The following is a 17,088-nucleotide window of genomic DNA, read 5'->3' on the forward strand; positions in this document are numbered from 1 at the left end:
GGGATAAGGAGAATGGATTACATAGCCGTCAGAAGAGCACTGCACCAGATACCTGAAACCGGATTTGAGGAGAAGGAGACGCAGGCTTTTCTGCTGAAGCAGATACGGAAAATGGATCAGGGGAATCGTCTGAAAATCGAAACGTGGAAGACAGGCATTCTGGTCAAAGTACCGGGAACAGATCCCTTGCGAACGATTGGCTATCGTACAGATATTGATGCCCTGCCTGTCGAGGAGAAGACCGGCTATCCCTTTCAATCCCGCCATAAAGGTAAGATGCATGCCTGCGGCCATGATTTTCACATGACTGTCGCACTCGGGGCGCTGGAAGAAATCGCTGCTCACCCGGTAAAGGATGATGTCGTTTTTATTTTTCAGCCTGCAGAGGAAGGCCCGGGCGGAGCGATTCCCATGATGGCAAGTGACGCATTCCGTAAGTGGAAACCCGACTTCATTTTTTCGCTTCATGTTTCTCCTGAATTTCCGGCAGGTACGGTTGCGACCAAACGGGGGATTCTGTTTGCAAATACATCGGAACTGTTTATTGATTTTTACGGAAAAGGCGGACATGCCGCTTATCCTGATCTTGCATTCGACAGCATTGTTGCTGCCAGTCATTTTGTTGTCGGCCTGCAGACGATTGTTGCCAGACGTGTCAGCCCGCTTAATTCGGCTGTTGTGACGATTGGAAAGATGGACGGTGGAACCAAGCAGAATATTATTGCCGGGCATGCACGGGTCGAAGGGACGATCCGCACGCTTGATCAGAAGACAATGGCCCTGATAAAAGACGACATTGAGCGTCATACGAAAGCAGTTGAGATAGCGTATCACTGTACCAGCAGGATTGACTGGGGTGCTAATTATTATCAGGTCTTTAATCGGGCGGATGATGTGGATCCCTTTATTCATTTCTGCGATAAAAAAGGATTTCCATATATCATTTGTGGAGATGCCATGACCGGTGAGGATTTCGGTTACTTCCTGAAAGATATTCCGGGCTTTATGTTCTGGCTTGGCGTAGGGAAGACAGCAGGCCTTCATTCAGCAGACTTTATGCCTGATGAGGCAGCCCTTGCCCAGGGCGTGAAAGTAGTCAGTTCATATATAAGAGAAGGTCTCGGTTAAACGAAAAACCAGTCAGATGTGTTGCTCCCTGTGCCGGAACGCCCGGTGCAGAGGGCTTTTTTGCACGATAAGAACGTATAAATTTTTTAGATCATCGTGTTTTACCCATGTTTGTCTGCGGGCATATTTTTAGAAATATGAAAAGGGTCATGCTATGATATGAAAAGGAAAAGCGGATATCACCGGTCGGCCGCCGATCTATCTATTCGATAATGATGTAAATAAATGATAATATTTCTGCTGACAGGATCATCAATTTCTTTAAATTTCAATGTATGTCGTTTAATTAAATTAATTATAATTTAATATTGACTAAAAATAACAGAGACTTTATAATATAAAATAATCCCTCATATGGAGGAGTAACAATTTCAGGAGGTTTTTCAAATATGGTAGAACGTCTGGTTAGTGCCAAGGCACCGCTCTTCGAACTTGATGCTGTCAATGCCGATGGTTCATTCGGCAAAGCAAGTCTGGAGGAAAATATTAAAGCAGGCAAATGGACCATCTTCTTCTTTTATCCGATGGACTTTACGTTTGTATGTCCGACAGAAATCACGGCATTCAGTGACCGTAACGATGAATTTACGGCATTAAATGCGGATATCATCGGATGTTCCTGCGATACCATTTACACACATCAGGCGTGGATGAAGACTTCACGCAAGGAAGGCGGCATTGGTAAGATTAATTTCAGACTCGCCGCAGATCATACTCATGAAGTCGCCGAAAAATACGGCGTCCTGATTCCTGAAGAAGGCGTTGCCCTGCGCGGGCTGTTTATTATCAGTCCTGAAGGAGATCTTCGCTATTCTGTTGTTAATGATAACAATATTGGACGCGATGTGGATGAAACGCTTCGTGTACTTCAGGCGCTCCAGTCCGGTGGTCTCTGCCCGGCCAACTGGCACCCCGGTGACGAAACGCTGCATGTCTGATCAGATCGTTAAAAATACTTATTCAAAGGCGGCTCCTTTTTTGGGAGTCGCTTTATATTTTGTGGGCGTGAGCCTTCCTGCAATAGAGTGTCATTTCTTCCTACATCAACGGAGCTTCATCACTTGCCATACACTCCATCCATGGTACAATGAGTGATACTGAGTATGAGCGTCCGATGTTTATGATCCTGCGGGGAGGTCTCGTGTCACATGATTATTTTTAAAAGACTGAAGCAATTTTACTGGCCGGATAAAGCCTATTTATTCGGTGCCATTCTCTTTCTGATTCTTGCCAGCGGGATTACCATCGTTTATCCGATCGTGCTGCAGCTGACTATTGATCAGGCCATCATCCATAAACACGTGCAATTAATCCCCTATCTGTCCATTGGTTTTATTCTGATCATGACCGTTAAAGGGCTCGCCAGCTATCTGAGCCAGTACTGGGGAGATATGTTTGGCGTCAGCGCCGTTTACCGGCTGCGCCAGGCATTATACAAAAAACTGCAGTATCTGCCTTATCATTATTATGATAATGCGAAAACCGGTGATCTGATGTCGCGGCTGACTGCCGATGTTGAAGGATTCCGCTTTTTTCTTTCTGTCGGGCTGACACAATTATTCAATTTTGCTGTGCTTGTCGGTTTCAGTCTTGTAGTCATGTTTTATTATTCACTGGAACTTGCACTGATCACCCTGGCGATGATCCCTTTCCTGTGTATTGCTGTTTATCGTTTTGATAAACGGGTGCATCCTGCTTTCAGAAAAATAAGGCTGTCACTCGCCGGAATGAATACAAGAGTCCAGGAAAATATAAGCGGGATGAGTACGGTTAAGTCTCTGGCCCGGGAAAACTTTGAAATCGATCGATTCGCAGAAACCAATGATACGTATGAGAAACGTAACCTGGCGACCGCCGGGATATGGGCAAAATATTTCCCGCTCATGGAACTGATTGGCGATATCAGCGTTGTGATTCTGCTCGCTCTCGGCGGCTATTTTGTCATGAACGGACAATTGGCTCCGGGCGAACTGGTCGCTTTTTTCAGCCTGGTCTGGTATATTATGGATCCGCTGATGAATCTTGGCTTTATTATTAACACCTTTTCACAATCCAAAGCTTCAGGCGAACGTCTGCTGCAGGTTCTGGATGAAAAAGAGGATATTCAGTCACCTGAGCACGCGCTGGAACCGAAGCGGCTCGAGGGTCACGTTGTTTTTCGCGATGTCTCACTGGTGTATCCGAATGAGGAGAAACCGGCATTGAAACATCTCTCATTTGATGTCCGCCCGGGTGAAGTCATTGGACTGATGGGGTCAACCGGTGCCGGAAAGTCCAGTATCACCCAGCTTATTTCCAGGTTTTATGATGCCACGGAAGGTGAGATTCTGATAGATGATCATTCGGTCAGAGCGTATGATTTAACCGCGCTGCGTAAAAATATCGGTTTTGTCCTGCAGGAAAATTTTCTGTTTTCCTCTACGATAAGGGATAATATCGCTTACGGCAGGCCGGATGCGACGATGGATGAAATAATCTCTGCAGCGAAAAGAGCGGAAGCGGACGAATTTATCCGTAAGATGTCTGATGGCTATGATACCGTGCTTGGCGAGCGCGGTATGGGACTTTCAGGTGGTCAGAAACAGCGCATCTCCATTGCCAGGGCACTGTTGATTAATCCGGCTATACTGATCCTTGATGATGCAACAAGTGCTGTTGATATGCAAACAGAAGGACGGATACAAAAGGCTTTCAGGCAGCTGATGAAAGGCCGGACCACCTTCATTATTGCTCACCGGATATCTTCACTGCAGATGGCCGATGAGATTCTTGTCCTGGAGAAGGGCAGGATTAAAGAAAGAGGGACCCATGAACAGCTGATCAGAATGGATGGTATTTATCGGCACGTGTATGATATTCAGTATAAAGACAGAGAACTGATCCAGTCAGGTATGGCGTCGGGAAGGGGAGAGAGCCTATGAGCCGGTCATCGGTTAAAGAACGTTTTTATTATCCGAAAGACAGGGAAATTGAAAAACCATTTAACTGGAAGCAGATGACCCGGCTGCTGGGTTTTCTTAAGCCTTATGTCACCACTCTGATCCCGAAAGCTGTAGTCGCGATGCTGATACTCACGGCTGTCCGGCTGATTGTTCCTGTCATTATTGGTGTCTATGCCTTTGACTGGGCAATTGCCCATGAGAATTACAGCCTGCTGTACCAGCTGGTCGGGATCACAGCAGGACTGTTTGTGTTATCCTTTCTGAGCAACCGGTATCGTATCAAAACAACCAATCTGCTTGGTCAACATGTCATTCACGATCTGCGTCAGACTCTTTTTAATCATATCCAGTTTCTGTCACATCGTTTCTTTGATACAAGATCTGCCGGTTCCATTCTGGTTCGGGTAATTAATGACGTCAATTCCATGCAGGATCTGTTTACAAATGGTGTCATCAATACATTAATGGATCTGGTGACACTGACAGGTATTTTTGTGATTCTCTTTATTCTGAGCCCGCCGCTTGCCATCGCTGTACTGCTGGTCATCCCCATTATGTTTTTCATTTCGACCCGATTAAGGCGCAACATACGGCGCTCATGGCAACAGGTACGTATGAAGATGTCAAAGCTAAATTCCCATCTGAATGAAAGTATCCAGGGCATTCGCGTGACCCAGGCGTTTACTCAGGAAAAGAATAACAGGGTCTATTTTACCGGTGTGAATACAGAAAATTATCTGGCTTGGAAGGAAGCCTCCCGGAAAAACGCCATGTTCCGTCCCTTTGTTGACATTTCAAATGCGATCGGGTCGGCTATATTGATCTGGTTCGGAGCCGTACTTATCCATCAGGGATCCATTGCCATCGGCACATTTGTCTCTTTTGCCTTTTACCTTGGGATGTTCTGGGGGCCCATATCACGTCTGGGGCAGGTATATAATCAGCTGCTCGTTGCAATGGCTTCATCCGAACGCATTTTTGAGTTCATGGATGAAAAACCGAACGTGCCGAATAAGGAACATGCGATCAGCATGAAGTCTATTAGAGGTACAATAGACTTGAAGCGTGTTGTCTTCAGTTATGATGATGACTCAAGAAAAGCACTAAAGGGGATTAACCTCCATGTTCCGGCTGGTGAAACCCTTGCGCTTGTCGGCCATACCGGTTCAGGGAAAACGACGATCGCAAATCTGATCAGCAGATTTTATGACGCCACGGAAGGAAGAGTCATGTTTGATGGCATTGACGTACGTGATATCGACCTCCGTGAATTACGTGCGGGCGTCGGGACGGTGATCCAGGAAACTTATATTTTCTCAGGAACGATTATGGATAACATCAGGTTTGGCAGGCCGGAAGCTGCAGATGAAGAAGTCATACGGGCCGCTGAGGCCATTGGGGCTAATGAATTCATTGAAGCGTTGCCAGAGGGGTATCACACGGAAGTGGAGGAACGGGGTAATATCCTTTCTGTTGGTGAACGTCAGCTTCTTTCTTTTGCCAGAACGCTCCTGTCTGATCCAAAAATACTGATTCTGGATGAAGCCACAGCAAGTATAGATACAGAGACTGAGATAGTGATACAGGAGGCTCTGAAAAAGCTGTTAAAGGGCAGAACGTCGATCATTATTGCCCATCGTTTATCCACGATTCGCGATGCAGATCAGATTGTGGTTCTTAATGAAGGCGAAATCGTTGAAAAAGGATCACATGAAGAACTGATGAAAAAGAAGGGACGATATTTTGACCTTGTCCTCAGCCAGTATAATACCCTGGATACAGCGCTCTGATCTCTTGCGGCGCATGAGTGGTTTAGAAGGGAGGTATACGAGTTGTCTGAACCACTGATCTTTTCGATTCTTTTTATCCTGATCTACATTTATATGATTCTGGCTTCGGTTGATTTTGGTGCAGGTTTTTATACTTTTTATGTCACGGTAATCAAAAAGAGTCATTCGCTGTTTCGGCCGTTACGTACCTATCTGTCACCGGTCTCGGAAGTGATCAATGTCTGTTTTGTCCTTTTTTTTGCTGTGATGTCCGGCTTCTCAACGGACCTTTCATTCAGATACCAGACACCTCTGGCTTTCTCAGGGATCCTTGCAGTGATCTTTATTCTGATTAAAGGGACATTTTTTACATTTGCCGAGTTTTTTTCTGAGAACTCTCTGCGTGGTAAAATCTGTCTTTCAGGTAACGGTCTGGCCGGTATTCTGGTACCGGCAGCACTCAGCATCACGATGGTGGTCAGTGAAGGCGGCTTTCCCGGACAGGAGCGCGGACTGATGACTTTTATAACCGAATTATTCACAAACTTTTATTTCTGGACCGTTATCCTTATTGCAATGATCAGTGTCCTGTATGTCAGTGCCGTCTATTTTTCGGGCTATGGACGAAAAATTCACAATGAGGAACTGAGTGAAAATATGAGGTATCTCTCGCTTATGCTGTCCATACCTGTTCTTCTTGCCAGCGGGCTGGTTTTCCTTGGACTGGAGATGCAAAATCCCGATCATTTTAGCCGCGCACTGGATTTTTCGTGGTTATTTTTACTGTCCCTCTTGAGTTTTCTGGTTGCGGTGACTCTGATTTTTATTAAGCAAAAGTATAGTCTGGCTTTCATCCTGGTGATGCTTCAGTACTTTTTTGCGCTGACCGGTTACGGATTATCACATCTTCCCTATATCATTTATCCGGATATCCGGATATCTGATGCTACAGTATCCATTGCCGGACAATTCTGGTTTTATGGTCTGCTTTTGATCTTGTCACTGCTTGCAGTCGGATTGATTTTACATATGAAACGCGTCATGATCAGTCGAAATCAGAATTATAAAAGGGATCACGATTTGTGAAGACAGGCCCGGGCTGATCAAGTCGCCGGCGCGCGTTTCTTAAAAAAATCTGTGACTTCAGACTTCCGGCACCGGCTGAGCTGGTGCCGATCCATTTAGTGTAAAAAAAAAACAGGCCCGGGATGCCATGCATTTTGCGGGCCTGTTTTTTTTAGATTGATTTATTTACCCTGAATTATTCATAGCAGCTTATTTTCTATGGTTTAGGTGGTAATTTCGCAAAGGATTTTACAGATTTTTACTAAGCGAACAACTTAACGATGATTTTGAATGCCTGTTGGCCCGCATGGAACATGCGGACAGCCATTTTCTCGTTTTCAGGGCAGACGAATCCCGTCGTTTCCAACAGAAATTCTGAATTTTTTAAGATTGATGGTCTGGACACTATGCCAATGCCGGCAACCGATGGATTTGATCCAGCGTCTGCCGGAAGACCTTTTGGTAAAGACAGTGACTGCAGAGTCGGAAAATGAGCGAACGGCCGGAATGAACGAGCCTGCCGGCAATCTTGATCAGGCGAAGGCGCACAGTATCCATACAAAGCCGCTTCTTTTTAGCGGATTTCGGCAGACAGAGCAGGCGAAACCCGGCTTCAATATTGCTTGCCAGCATACGAATCTGCAGTTTCACCGCGTTGGCTTCAAAACGGGTGCTGCTCAGCTGATCAAAGGCAAAACCGTTCTTGCCTTCCTTGATCAGGTTTTCCATCGTGCCCCGGTTTTGATAGAATTTAATGACGCGTTTAGCGGGAAGGCTCATATTCGTGACAATAAAGGTCGGCTGGAAAAAGAGCTCACCTTCCGGGCGCTCCAGTTTCACAACAACTCGCCGGGCCTGATCCCAGGAAGCCGCCTGGTACTGAAATTCACGATAAAACACGACTGAAGAACCGACTGGCATGGCGTGCTTTTTCTGACGGGCTTCCACAAGCCGCTGTGCTTTTTCAGCCAACCGGGGGTTGGCCTTCAAACGGATGGCGTAAAAAACCTCTTTTTCCTCACACAAGCTGTACAGCCCGGGAACGGCGAAGCCACTGTCTCCCCGGACGGCCAGATCCTGTCCGGGATTGAGCGAGCGATAGTGTGCCAGCACCGGACGGATAAAATCGACGACACCACGGGAGGTGTAGACATTGCCGGAACGTAGTTCGGCTTTCAGGCAGTAGCCGGTCAGCGAGTCAAACAGGAGAAGCGGATGGTAGCCGGTGTCCTGGTAATGGGCATTGTAGGCCGTCCCTTCCTGATGCCCGGCGGTCTCAAAATTGGCTGAATCCACGTCAAGCACTACCTGCTGACTGGGCCTGAGGGCATAGAGTCGATCCAGGTAAGCTTGATTGACGGCTTCCAGCGATTGAACGGTGTCGGCATCCACGCGTTGATTAAAGCGGGACAGCCGCGGTTGGGAAGCCAGGTGCTTCTTCTCAAGCAGGGTCGTGAATATGGGATCTGTTCCCAACTCATCGGCCTGGTCGTCGGTGTGATAGCCAGCCAGGTGCTGATAGATTTTCTGAATCACCACCTTTGGGTTGGTGTGCCTGGCATGAGTGACCGGATCGTTCACGTACAGTTTTTCCTGGATCAACTCACTGAGGCCAGTCTTTTCATCGAATTCTCGATAAAGTAATAAGCCGGAATCAGAAGAAAGCGCGCCGCCTGAGAAACTGGCCTTAATCTTTTTATTGAAGTGGAACGTTGATTCCTTTACACTGGACATATGAGGAGCCCCCTGTATGTTTGTTTTCGCTTAACTTAATCATACAAGGAATGAGCTCCTTTTTCATTTCCTTTTTTCACTTTTCAGGTGAAAAGTGAAAATCGCTGTAAACCTTGGTGGCTCAACGACAAGTAAAGTTCATACCGCGGGCCATGAATATTCTAGGATTTACTGCTTTCGACTTTTCTTGCTGCTTTTCCATTGACCTCCATAATGATCGGCAGAATCATCGGTTTGCGCCTTGTCTTCTGATAAAGGAAGGGGCCAAGTGTCTCATTAATTTCATGTTTAAGATCCGACAACTGTAACTTTTCCTGCCGGATCATGCTCTGAAGCTTGTTCGTCAGAAGTTCCTGAGCTTCACTGATCAGATCCCCCGACTCCCGCATATAAACAAATCCGCGAGAAATCAGATCGGGTCCGGCCATGATTTTGCGTTGAGACCTGTCAATGCTGACGACAACGATGACCAGCCCTTCCTCAGACAGAATCCGTCTGTCGCGGAGCACCACATTCCCGATATCCCCGACTCCGCTTCCATCAATATAAACGGAACCTGAAGGAATTTTACCGGTCACTGCCGCGTGATCCTGGTCGAGTGCAAGCACATCACCAATCGACATGATAAAAGAATGATCATAAGGGATTCCGCAGGCATGAGCCGTTTCTACGTGCCTTTTCAGCATGCGATATTCACCATGGATGGGCATAAAGAATTTAGGCTTGAGCAGACGCAGCATCAATTTTTCTTCTTCCTGGCCGCCGTGACCTGAAGTATGGATATTACTCAGTTTTCCATGAATCACGTCCGCTCCTGCCCGGTACAGCTGGTTAATCGTCCGGTTAATGCTGACTTTATTGCCCGGAATCGGCGAAGAAGAAAAGATGACGGTATCACCGGGCTGAATCTGAATCTGACGATGGGTGCCATTGGCAATACGCGACAGGGCAGCCATCGGTTCCCCCTGACTCCCCGTGCATAAAATGGTGACCTGATTATCCGGCAGATGATTAATGACCTGGTGATCGACAAAGGTGCCTTTGGGCGCATCAATATACCCGAGTTCTTCACCAATGTCCAGTGAAGCTTCCATGCTTCGCCCGAAGACCGCTATTTTCCTTCCGGTGGCAACAGCGGCATCAACCACCTGCTGAAGCCTGTGAATGTTTGAAGCAAAGGTGGCAAAGATAATTCTTCCATTCACCTTCAGGAAAATATCACGGATATTTTCCCCAACTCTCTTTTCCGTCATCGTGAATCCCGGAATTTCAGCATTCGTACTGTCCGACATCAGACACAGAACGCCTTCTTTGCCAATTTCAGCCATTTTGGTCAGGTTAGCGATCTGTCCGCCGACCGGAGTGAAATCAAATTTGTAGTCTCCGGTTTCGACGATATTACCCTGAGGTGTTTTGACAACGATACCGTACGAATCCGGAATACTGTGTGTGGTACGAAAGAAACTCACTGATGTTTTCTGAAATTTAATGACATCATCTTCTGTAATTTCATGAATCACCGTCCGGCGGAGCAGATTATGTTCCTCAAGTTTATTCCGGATCAGGCCGGCGGCAAGTTTACCGGCATAAATCGGAACATTTAATGCTTTAAGAAAGTAAGGGACACCGCCGATATGGTCTTCATGACCATGAGTAATGAACAGGCCCTTCACTTTATCGGCATTTTTGACGAGATAGCTGTAATCAGGTATGACATAATCAATACCAAGTAAGTCATCTTCGGGGAATTTAATGCCCGCATCAATGACGATGATTTCATCCTGAAACTGGATGGCATACGTGTTTTTTCCTATTTCATCCAGACCGCCGAGTGAGAATACTGCAGTTTGATGGTTTTTTACGAATTTCATGTGATTATATCTTCTCCAGTTTATATTCATCCGACTTTTGTTCGTACTCAAGGTACTTCCCGGTCAGCGGCTGGATAAATTCAATATTATACGGCCGTTTCGCCAGCTTCTTTCTTGCATCCCGGATGTCTTCTGCTTCAAGATAAAGCGTCTCGGTGTTTTCCCTTATCGGTACTTCATTAAGCGATTTCTGATAGAGAACTTTAAATATCATAAATTATACTCCCCTCAAAAAAGTTTCTAAATTCCATTATATATGAAATGCCGGCTTTTTTCATTTTTTGAGCCGCTTTCCCTGCCGGGGATGTGCTCTCACAGATGCCGATTGTATCTTTTACGTGAAAAACGAGGCGGATAGGCCATGAATTAAATAAAAACTGTTATACTGTACCCTGTAATGATTTTTTCCAGGACAAACATCTTTGAGAGGAGGACCTCACTGTGTCCAACATAAAAATCGTCTTTTTCGATATTGACAGTACACTTTATGACCGGCAAAAGAAGGTTCCGGCTTCTGCTGCGGCCGCCATCGAAACCTTACAGCGCAGGGGGATCAAGACCGTCATTGCCACAGGCCGCGCGCCATTCATGTTTGGGAATCTGAGATCCGAGCTGGATATCCATTCTTACGTGAGTTTAAACGGATCGTATGTCGTCTTTAATGACCGGCCGTTATATAAAAATCCGCTCACAAAAAAGATACTGGATCAGCTTGAGGCAGAGTCTTCAGAGCGCGATCATCGGCTGATTTTCGTAAATGAAAAAACGATGAAAATTGACGGCAAACTGAGTCCCGTCGTTAAAGAAGGCTTTTCCAGCCTGAAGCTGAATCTGCCTTTTCCGGAACAGGATCCCGATTTTTATAAACATGCTGATGTTTATCAGGCTCTTCTCTTTTATAATGAACGGGATAATACAGATTATCTGAAAAGGGCACCATTAAATACATTCAGATACGTCCGCTGGCACAGAGAAGCTGTCGATGTGATTCCACGCAGCGGATCCAAGGCATCCGGAATAAAGACGATGCTTGAGAAACTGGGTATCGCTCCTGATGAAGCCTGTGCATTTGGCGACGGGCACAATGATGTGGAAATGCTGTCCTTTGTCGGCACAGGCGTCGCCATGGGGAATGCAGTGGACGAAGCAAAAGAAGCCGCCAGTTTTATCACAGAGCGTGCTGAACAGGACGGGATCGCAACAGGTCTGAAACATCTGGATCTGATCTGAAAGCGTGCATGTGCTAAAAAGGCACATGCCGGAAAATCGTCGAATACATATAGAAACGAAAAAAAATGAAAACGATTACAACATAATGACGCTTAAGTTTGACTTAACAGAATACGGTATTATACACTTAAATCAGGCAGGAACTGCGCAAGGATCAATGATGGTCTGAGCGTAAGATCGGCTGAACATGGACGGCCATAAAGAGAGGGTTCATGTTTGTCCTGAAGGCAAGGTGTATCTCAAAAAAAGAGGGATACTCTGTCAGGACTTGTAAGCGCTTATGTGACATTGGTTACATTTTGTTTTTCATCTTGAAAAACACATTCTGAAGGAAGAGGTGACTGTTTTGCATGCAAGGAATTTAGAACAACGTGCAGAGAATTTCCCAACGCTGCAGATACTTGATGAACAAGGCCACCTGATCAATGAAGCAGCGATGCCCGACATAAGTGACGCAGAAATGAAAGAATTGATGCGCCGCATGGTTTATACACGAGTCTGGGATCAGCGTGCGCTCTCTTTAAACAGACAGGGAGGACTCGGCTTCTATGCGCCGGTCGCCGGTCAGGAAGCTTCGATGCTGGCAAGTGAGTTTGCGATGGCAAAAGAAGACTGGCTGCTGCCTTCTTACCGCGACATTCCGCAGATGGTCTGGCACGGCCTGCCGCTTTACAAGGCCTTTCTCTATTCACGCGGTCATTATCAGGGCGGACAAATCCCGGCGGATGTCCATACTCTGACACCACAGATCATTATTGCTGCTCAATGTACACAAACGACAGGGATTGCCCTGGGTTTGAAAAAGAGAGGCAGAAAGAATGTGGCCTTCAGTTACTTTGGAGACGGTGCCACTTCCCAGGGAGACTTTTATGAAGGCCTTAATTTTGCAGGCGTATACCGCGTGCCGGCTGTGTTTATCTGCCAGAACAACCGGTTCGCCATCTCTGTACCGGTAGAAAAGCAGACAGCCGCTTCAACACTGGCACAGAAAGCCGTTGCGGCGGGCATAAAGGGGATACAGACAGATGGGATGGATCCGCTTGCCGTCTATGCTGCTGTAAAAGAGGCGCGTGAGCGTGCGGTTTCCGGTCTGGGTCCGACATTGATCGAAAATCTGACTTACAGGTACGGCCCGCATACGATGGCGGGCGACGATCCGACTCGCTACAGGACAAAGGAAATGACCACGGAATGGGAAAAGAAGGATCCGCTTGTCCGATTCCGCCATTTTCTTGAAAAACTGGGCCTATGGTCAGGGGAGGACGAAGAGCGGACCATGGCCGAGGCAAAAGAGGATGTGGCTGCTGCACTGAAAAAAGCAGATCAGGCTCCTGCTCAGAAAGTCACTGATTTGCTGAAGTTAATGTTTGAGACGCCAACCAAAAATATAGAAGAGCAATTGAGGGAATATGGCGGGAGGGAGCGGAACCTGAAATGACACAGATGACGATGATCCAGGCGATTACAGATGCGATGCGCACCGAAATGAAAAGAGACGACAATATCCTTTTATTCGGTGAAGATGTGGCAAAAAACGGGGGTGTATTTAGGGCGACTGAAGGGCTTTTTGATGAGTTTGGTGAAGACCGCGTTTTTGATACACCGCTTGCCGAATCAGGCATAGGGGGTCTGGCACTTGGCCTTTCCATTCAGGATTACCGCCCTGTTATGGAAATCCAGTTCTTCGGTTTTGTTTTCGAGGCGATGGACAGCGTGGTTTCCCAGCTCGCCCGGTTACGTTATCGATCCGGAGGGACGCTTCACGCACCGGTGACCATTCGCTCTCCCTTTGGAGGAGGCGTAAAAACGCCGGAACTGCATGCAGATAATCTCGAGGGCCTTTTTTATGAATGTCCCGGATTGAAAGTGGTGATCCCGTCAAATCCGTATGATGCGAAAGGACTGCTGATTTCTGCCATAAGGGATAATGATCCTGTTCTCTTTCTTGAACATATGAAACTTTACCGCTCCTTCCGGGAAGAGGTCCCGGAAGAAGCGTACAGTATCGAACTGGGTAAAGCGCGTATTGCAAAAGAGGGTAACGACATCTCAATTATCACCTATGGCGCGATGGTGCGGGCGTCCCTGAAGGCAGCCGGGGAGCTGAAAAAAGAGAACATCGATGCTGAAGTCATCGATCTGAGGACGATCAGCCCCCTTGATGTTGATACCCTTACTTCATCGATCCGAAAAACCGGGTATGCTGTTGTTGTTCAGGAAGCGCAGAAACAGGCCGGTATTGCATCACATGTTATTGCGGAAATTAATGACCGGTCTCTTTTATATCTGGAAGCACCCGTCGGGCGGGTTACGGCTCCTGATACCGTATTTCCCTTTGCAGGAGCAGAGGATGTCTGGTTACCCAATGAAAAGGATATTATTGACAAGGTTAAAGCGACGCTCAGTTTTTAATTTTGATAAATAGAGAAACAGGTTTTCACTATGTATGAAGGAGGATGGGCGCCATTGGCTTATCAGTTCAAATTGCCGGATATCGGAGAAGGTATACATGAGGGTGAAATTTTAAAATGGTTTGTCAAACCCGGTGACCAGGTGAAAGAGGATGACACGCTTGCAGAAGTTCAGAATGATAAAGCAGTAGTCGAAATCCCTTCTCCCGTAGACGGGAAGGTGCTTCAGCTGAATGCAGAAGAAGGACAGACTGTCGAAGTTGGAACGGTGGTTATTACATTGGAGTCCGATGCCGGGGAGCCGGACCAGGGACTCCAGAAGGAAGAGCCGCCAGACGCTGAATCACCAGTTGCTCAGGAGGCTGATGCTTCGCCTGAACCGGTGTCGCATGCTTCAGTTAAAGACCAAGGCTTAAAGGATAAGCAGGTTATCGCCATGCCCTCTGTGCGAAAATACGCCAGGGATCAGGGTGTTAACATAAATACCGTTTCCGGAACAGGGAAAAGAGGCCGGATTCTTCGGGAAGATATTGATACGTTTCTTTCCGGCTCTTCTTCATCAGCAAAGGAAGAGCAGCCGGTACTGCCTGAACAGACTACAGGTAAAGAAGATCAACAGGCATTTCCGGAAACACGGGAGAAATTTATCGGGATCCGCAGGGCAATCGCCCTGGCCACGGCTCATTCCGTTCAGACGGCACCACACGTAACTCTGATGGACGATGTCGAGGTAACCAGACTTGTTGCCCACCGAAAACAGTTCAAACAGGAGGCAGCCGATCAGGGTGTTAAACTCACTTATCTCCCTTACGTGATTAAAGCCCTGGTTGCTGCGCTGAAGGCATTTCCTGTCATCAACGCATCCCTTGATGAACAAAAAGAAGAAATCATTTATAAACACTACTATAATATTGGCATCGCAACGGATACGGAGGCAGGTCTGGTCGTCCCGGTTGTGGAACACGCGGAATCGAAATCGATGTATGAACTGGCTTCTGAAATCAGCGAATTGGCTGAAAAAGCCCGTTCAGGTAAGCTGACAGGTACTGAGATGAAGGGCGGGACATGCACCATTACCAATATCGGTTCAGAAGGGGGACAGTGGTTCACACCGGTGATCAATCAACCGGAATCTGCCATTCTCGGGATAGGCCGTATAGCCGAGAAAGCGATTATCCGCGATGGGGAAATAGTTGCTGCACCTATGCTTGCTCTGTCTATGAGTTTCGATCACCGTCTGATAGACGGCGCCACAGCTCAGAGGGCAATGAATAAAATAAAAAGGCTGTTATCAGATCCACAGCGCCTTATCTTGGAGGGGTAAAGATGGTTGTTGGGGAATTTACCACAGAAGTTGATACGGTAGTCATTGGAGCAGGTCCCGGAGGTTACGTTGCAGCGATACGGGCAGCACAGCTCGGTCAGAAAGTCATTGTCATTGAAAAAGAACATGTCGGCGGGGTCTGCCTGAACGTAGGCTGTATTCCGTCCAAAGCATTGATTTCGGCCAGTCACCGGTATGAGCAGGCCACGCATTCAGAAGCGTACGGCATCAAAGCTGAAAATGTAACGCTTGACTTTCTGAAGGTTCAGGAGTGGAAAAACCAGGTGGTCAGCCGGCTGACAGGAGGCGTGAAAAGTTTATTTAAAGCCCATGATATTGAACTCGTTGAAGGTGAAGCTCTGTTTGTTGAACCCCATGTCATCCGGGTGAATCATGGCTATGAGTCTTCACGATATAAGTTCAATAACTGCATCATAGCAACAGGTTCAAGCCCAATTGAAATTCCGGGTTTTAAATGGAGTGATCGTGTCATTTCTTCGACAGGCGCTCTGTCCCTGAAGGAAGTGCCAAAGAAGCTGATTGTCATTGGCGGAGGTTATATCGGGATTGAACTGAGTTCTGCGCTTGCCGGCTTTGGAACAGAGGTCGTTGTACTCGAAGGGACCCCGTCGATTCTTCCTGCTTTTGAAAAGCGGCTGATCGCTCCTGTTAAGAAAAAATTAAAAGCAAAAGGGGTCACCATTTACACAGAAGCCCTGGCAAAAGGTGTGGAAGAGTCATCTGCAGGGGTCAAGGTAACAGCAGAAGTAAAAGGACAACCGCAGACTTTTGAAGCAGATTACGTGATGGTAACGGTTGGACGTCGGCCGAATACGAAGGAATTGGGACTCGATCTTGCCGGTGTGGAAACGACGGATCGGGGCTTAATTAAAGTGGATAAACAAGGGAAAACATCAGTAGATCATATTTACGCGATCGGTGATATCGTTCCCGGCATGGCTCTTGCTCATAAGGCGTCTTATGAAGGCAAGGTGGCTGCTGAGGCCATCAGCGGGGAGCCTTCTGAAGTCGATTACCGTGCGATGCCGGCTGTTGTCTTCTCAGATCCGGAAATTGCAACAGTCGGACTGTCGGAAGAGGAAGCAAAGAAAGAAGGCTATGAAGTAAAGACCGGACAGTTCCCGTTTGCGGCAAACGGCAGAGCTCTGTCTCTCGGCGAAACGGACGGATTTATCAAAATTGTATCCCGTGAATCGGACGGGCTGGTACTGGGTGCACAGATTGTCGGCGTCAATGCCAGTGATATGATTGCTGAGTTTGGTCTTGCTATTGAATCCGGAATGACCGCCGAAGACATCGCGCTGACCATTCATGCTCACCCGACACTGGGTGAAATGGCTATGGAAGCAGCAGATGTTGTCCTGGGCAAACCGATTCACATTGCCAGATAAATGAAGTCCTGTCGGGCGGAAGGTCTTTTACCCTCCGCCTTTTTTTCGTGAACGGGTCATAAAACATCTGTGATACTCCCGCACCCTGATAAATTAGGTTCAATACAAGAAAAAAATAACACGTACGAAAGGCAATAAGCGGGTTCAGCCGGCATAAGCTAAAGAAACAATAAAAATCGTTCAGTTTATCATTCCTGTCCCT

General features: G+C 47.1%; 13 protein-coding genes. 10 read left to right on the forward strand and 3 right to left on the reverse strand.

Features of this window, described 5'->3' with window-relative positions:
• Window positions 1-12 precede the first annotated feature (12 nt).
• From ABNN70_RS09380 to ABNN70_RS09400, 5 genes are all read left to right on the forward strand, one after another.
• The gene (locus ABNN70_RS09380) at window positions 13-1,128 is read left to right on the forward strand and encodes an N-acetyldiaminopimelate deacetylase (RefSeq protein ID WP_129929111.1); all 1,116 of its coding nucleotides are present in this window, start codon (window positions 13-15) and stop codon (window positions 1,126-1,128) included.
• 389 nt (window positions 1,129-1,517) lie between these two features.
• Complete coding sequence (locus ABNN70_RS09385) at window positions 1,518-2,066, forward strand: peroxiredoxin (protein WP_129929112.1); 549 nt, start codon at window positions 1,518-1,520, stop codon at window positions 2,064-2,066.
• Between the two features lie 210 nt (window positions 2,067-2,276).
• Entirely contained in the window at window positions 2,277-4,049 is a 1,773-nt protein-coding gene (locus ABNN70_RS09390) for an ABC transporter ATP-binding protein (RefSeq protein WP_353947648.1), read from the forward strand.
• Window positions 4,046-5,860: an ABC transporter ATP-binding protein gene (locus ABNN70_RS09395; protein WP_353947649.1), complete on the forward strand. Its 1,815-nt coding sequence runs from the start codon at window positions 4,046-4,048 to the stop codon at window positions 5,858-5,860. The genes ABNN70_RS09390 and ABNN70_RS09395 overlap by 4 nt, the downstream gene beginning before the upstream one ends.
• A gap of 42 nt (window positions 5,861-5,902) precedes the next feature.
• Window positions 5,903-6,925 (forward strand): cytochrome d ubiquinol oxidase subunit II, encoded by a 1,023-nt coding sequence (locus ABNN70_RS09400; RefSeq protein WP_353947650.1) that lies wholly within the window; start codon window positions 5,903-5,905, stop codon window positions 6,923-6,925.
• 384 nt (window positions 6,926-7,309) lie between these two features.
• On the opposite strand, the gene ABNN70_RS09405 is transcribed toward ABNN70_RS09400, so the two are convergent.
• The 3 genes from ABNN70_RS09405 to ABNN70_RS09415 form a co-directional block, all read right to left on the reverse strand.
• Entirely contained in the window at window positions 7,310-8,638 is a 1,329-nt protein-coding gene (locus tag ABNN70_RS09405) for an IS1380 family transposase (RefSeq protein WP_129930918.1), read from the reverse strand.
• A 161-nt stretch (window positions 8,639-8,799) separates the two neighbouring features.
• Window positions 8,800-10,509, reverse strand: a complete 1,710-nt coding sequence (locus ABNN70_RS09410; RefSeq protein ID WP_353947651.1) for a ribonuclease J — start codon at window positions 10,507-10,509, stop codon at window positions 8,800-8,802.
• A gap of 4 nt (window positions 10,510-10,513) precedes the next feature.
• The gene (locus tag ABNN70_RS09415; protein ID WP_129929117.1) at window positions 10,514-10,723 is read right to left on the reverse strand and encodes a DNA-directed RNA polymerase subunit epsilon; all 210 of its coding nucleotides are present in this window, start codon (window positions 10,721-10,723) and stop codon (window positions 10,514-10,516) included.
• Between the two features lie 227 nt (window positions 10,724-10,950).
• Here ABNN70_RS09415 and ABNN70_RS09420 point away from each other — a divergent pair, with 227 nt between their 5' ends.
• From ABNN70_RS09420 to lpdA, 5 genes are all read left to right on the forward strand, one after another.
• Window positions 10,951-11,739, forward strand: a complete 789-nt coding sequence (locus tag ABNN70_RS09420; RefSeq protein ID WP_129929118.1) for a Cof-type HAD-IIB family hydrolase — start codon at window positions 10,951-10,953, stop codon at window positions 11,737-11,739.
• Between the two features lie 346 nt (window positions 11,740-12,085).
• Window positions 12,086-13,177: a pyruvate dehydrogenase (acetyl-transferring) E1 component subunit alpha gene (pdhA, locus tag ABNN70_RS09425; RefSeq protein WP_353947652.1), complete on the forward strand. Its 1,092-nt coding sequence runs from the start codon at window positions 12,086-12,088 to the stop codon at window positions 13,175-13,177.
• Window positions 13,174-14,151 (forward strand): alpha-ketoacid dehydrogenase subunit beta, encoded by a 978-nt coding sequence (locus tag ABNN70_RS09430; RefSeq protein WP_353947653.1) that lies wholly within the window; start codon window positions 13,174-13,176, stop codon window positions 14,149-14,151. Before pdhA ends, ABNN70_RS09430 begins: the two co-directional genes overlap by 4 nt.
• 54 nt (window positions 14,152-14,205) lie before the next feature.
• A complete protein-coding gene (locus tag ABNN70_RS09435) occupies window positions 14,206-15,474 on the forward strand; it encodes a dihydrolipoamide acetyltransferase family protein (RefSeq protein ID WP_353947654.1) in 1,269 nt (422 codons plus the stop codon).
• 2 nt (window positions 15,475-15,476) lie between these two features.
• Complete coding sequence (gene lpdA / locus ABNN70_RS09440; protein ID WP_353947655.1) at window positions 15,477-16,886, forward strand: dihydrolipoyl dehydrogenase; 1,410 nt, start codon at window positions 15,477-15,479, stop codon at window positions 16,884-16,886.
• The last annotated feature ends 202 nt before the right edge of the window (window positions 16,887-17,088 follow it).

Source organism: Sporolactobacillus sp. Y61 (genome assembly GCF_040529185.1).
Lineage (GTDB): Bacteria > Bacillota > Bacilli > Bacillales > Sporolactobacillaceae > Sporolactobacillus.

Bases quoted from the DNA above. Each gene is read 5' to 3' on its own strand.
- ABNN70_RS09380 (WP_129929111.1), top strand. From the start codon at position 13: ATGGATTACATAGCCGTCAGAAGAGCACTGCACCAGATACCTGAAACC.
- ABNN70_RS09385 (WP_129929112.1), top strand. From the start codon at position 1,518: ATGGTAGAACGTCTGGTTAGTGCCAAGGCACCGCTCTTCGAACTTGAT.
- ABNN70_RS09390 (WP_353947648.1), top strand. From the start codon at position 2,277: ATGATTATTTTTAAAAGACTGAAGCAATTTTACTGGCCGGATAAAGCC.
- ABNN70_RS09395 (WP_353947649.1), top strand. From the start codon at position 4,046: ATGAGCCGGTCATCGGTTAAAGAACGTTTTTATTATCCGAAAGACAGG.
- ABNN70_RS09405 (WP_129930918.1), bottom strand. From the start codon at position 8,638: ATGTCCAGTGTAAAGGAATCAACGTTCCACTTCAATAAAAAGATTAAG.
- ABNN70_RS09410 (WP_353947651.1), bottom strand. From the start codon at position 10,509: ATGAAATTCGTAAAAAACCATCAAACTGCAGTATTCTCACTCGGCGGT.
- ABNN70_RS09415 (WP_129929117.1), bottom strand. From the start codon at position 10,723: ATGATATTTAAAGTTCTCTATCAGAAATCGCTTAATGAAGTACCGATA.
- ABNN70_RS09430 (WP_353947653.1), top strand. From the start codon at position 13,174: ATGACACAGATGACGATGATCCAGGCGATTACAGATGCGATGCGCACC.
- lpdA (WP_353947655.1), top strand. From the start codon at position 15,477: ATGGTTGTTGGGGAATTTACCACAGAAGTTGATACGGTAGTCATTGGA.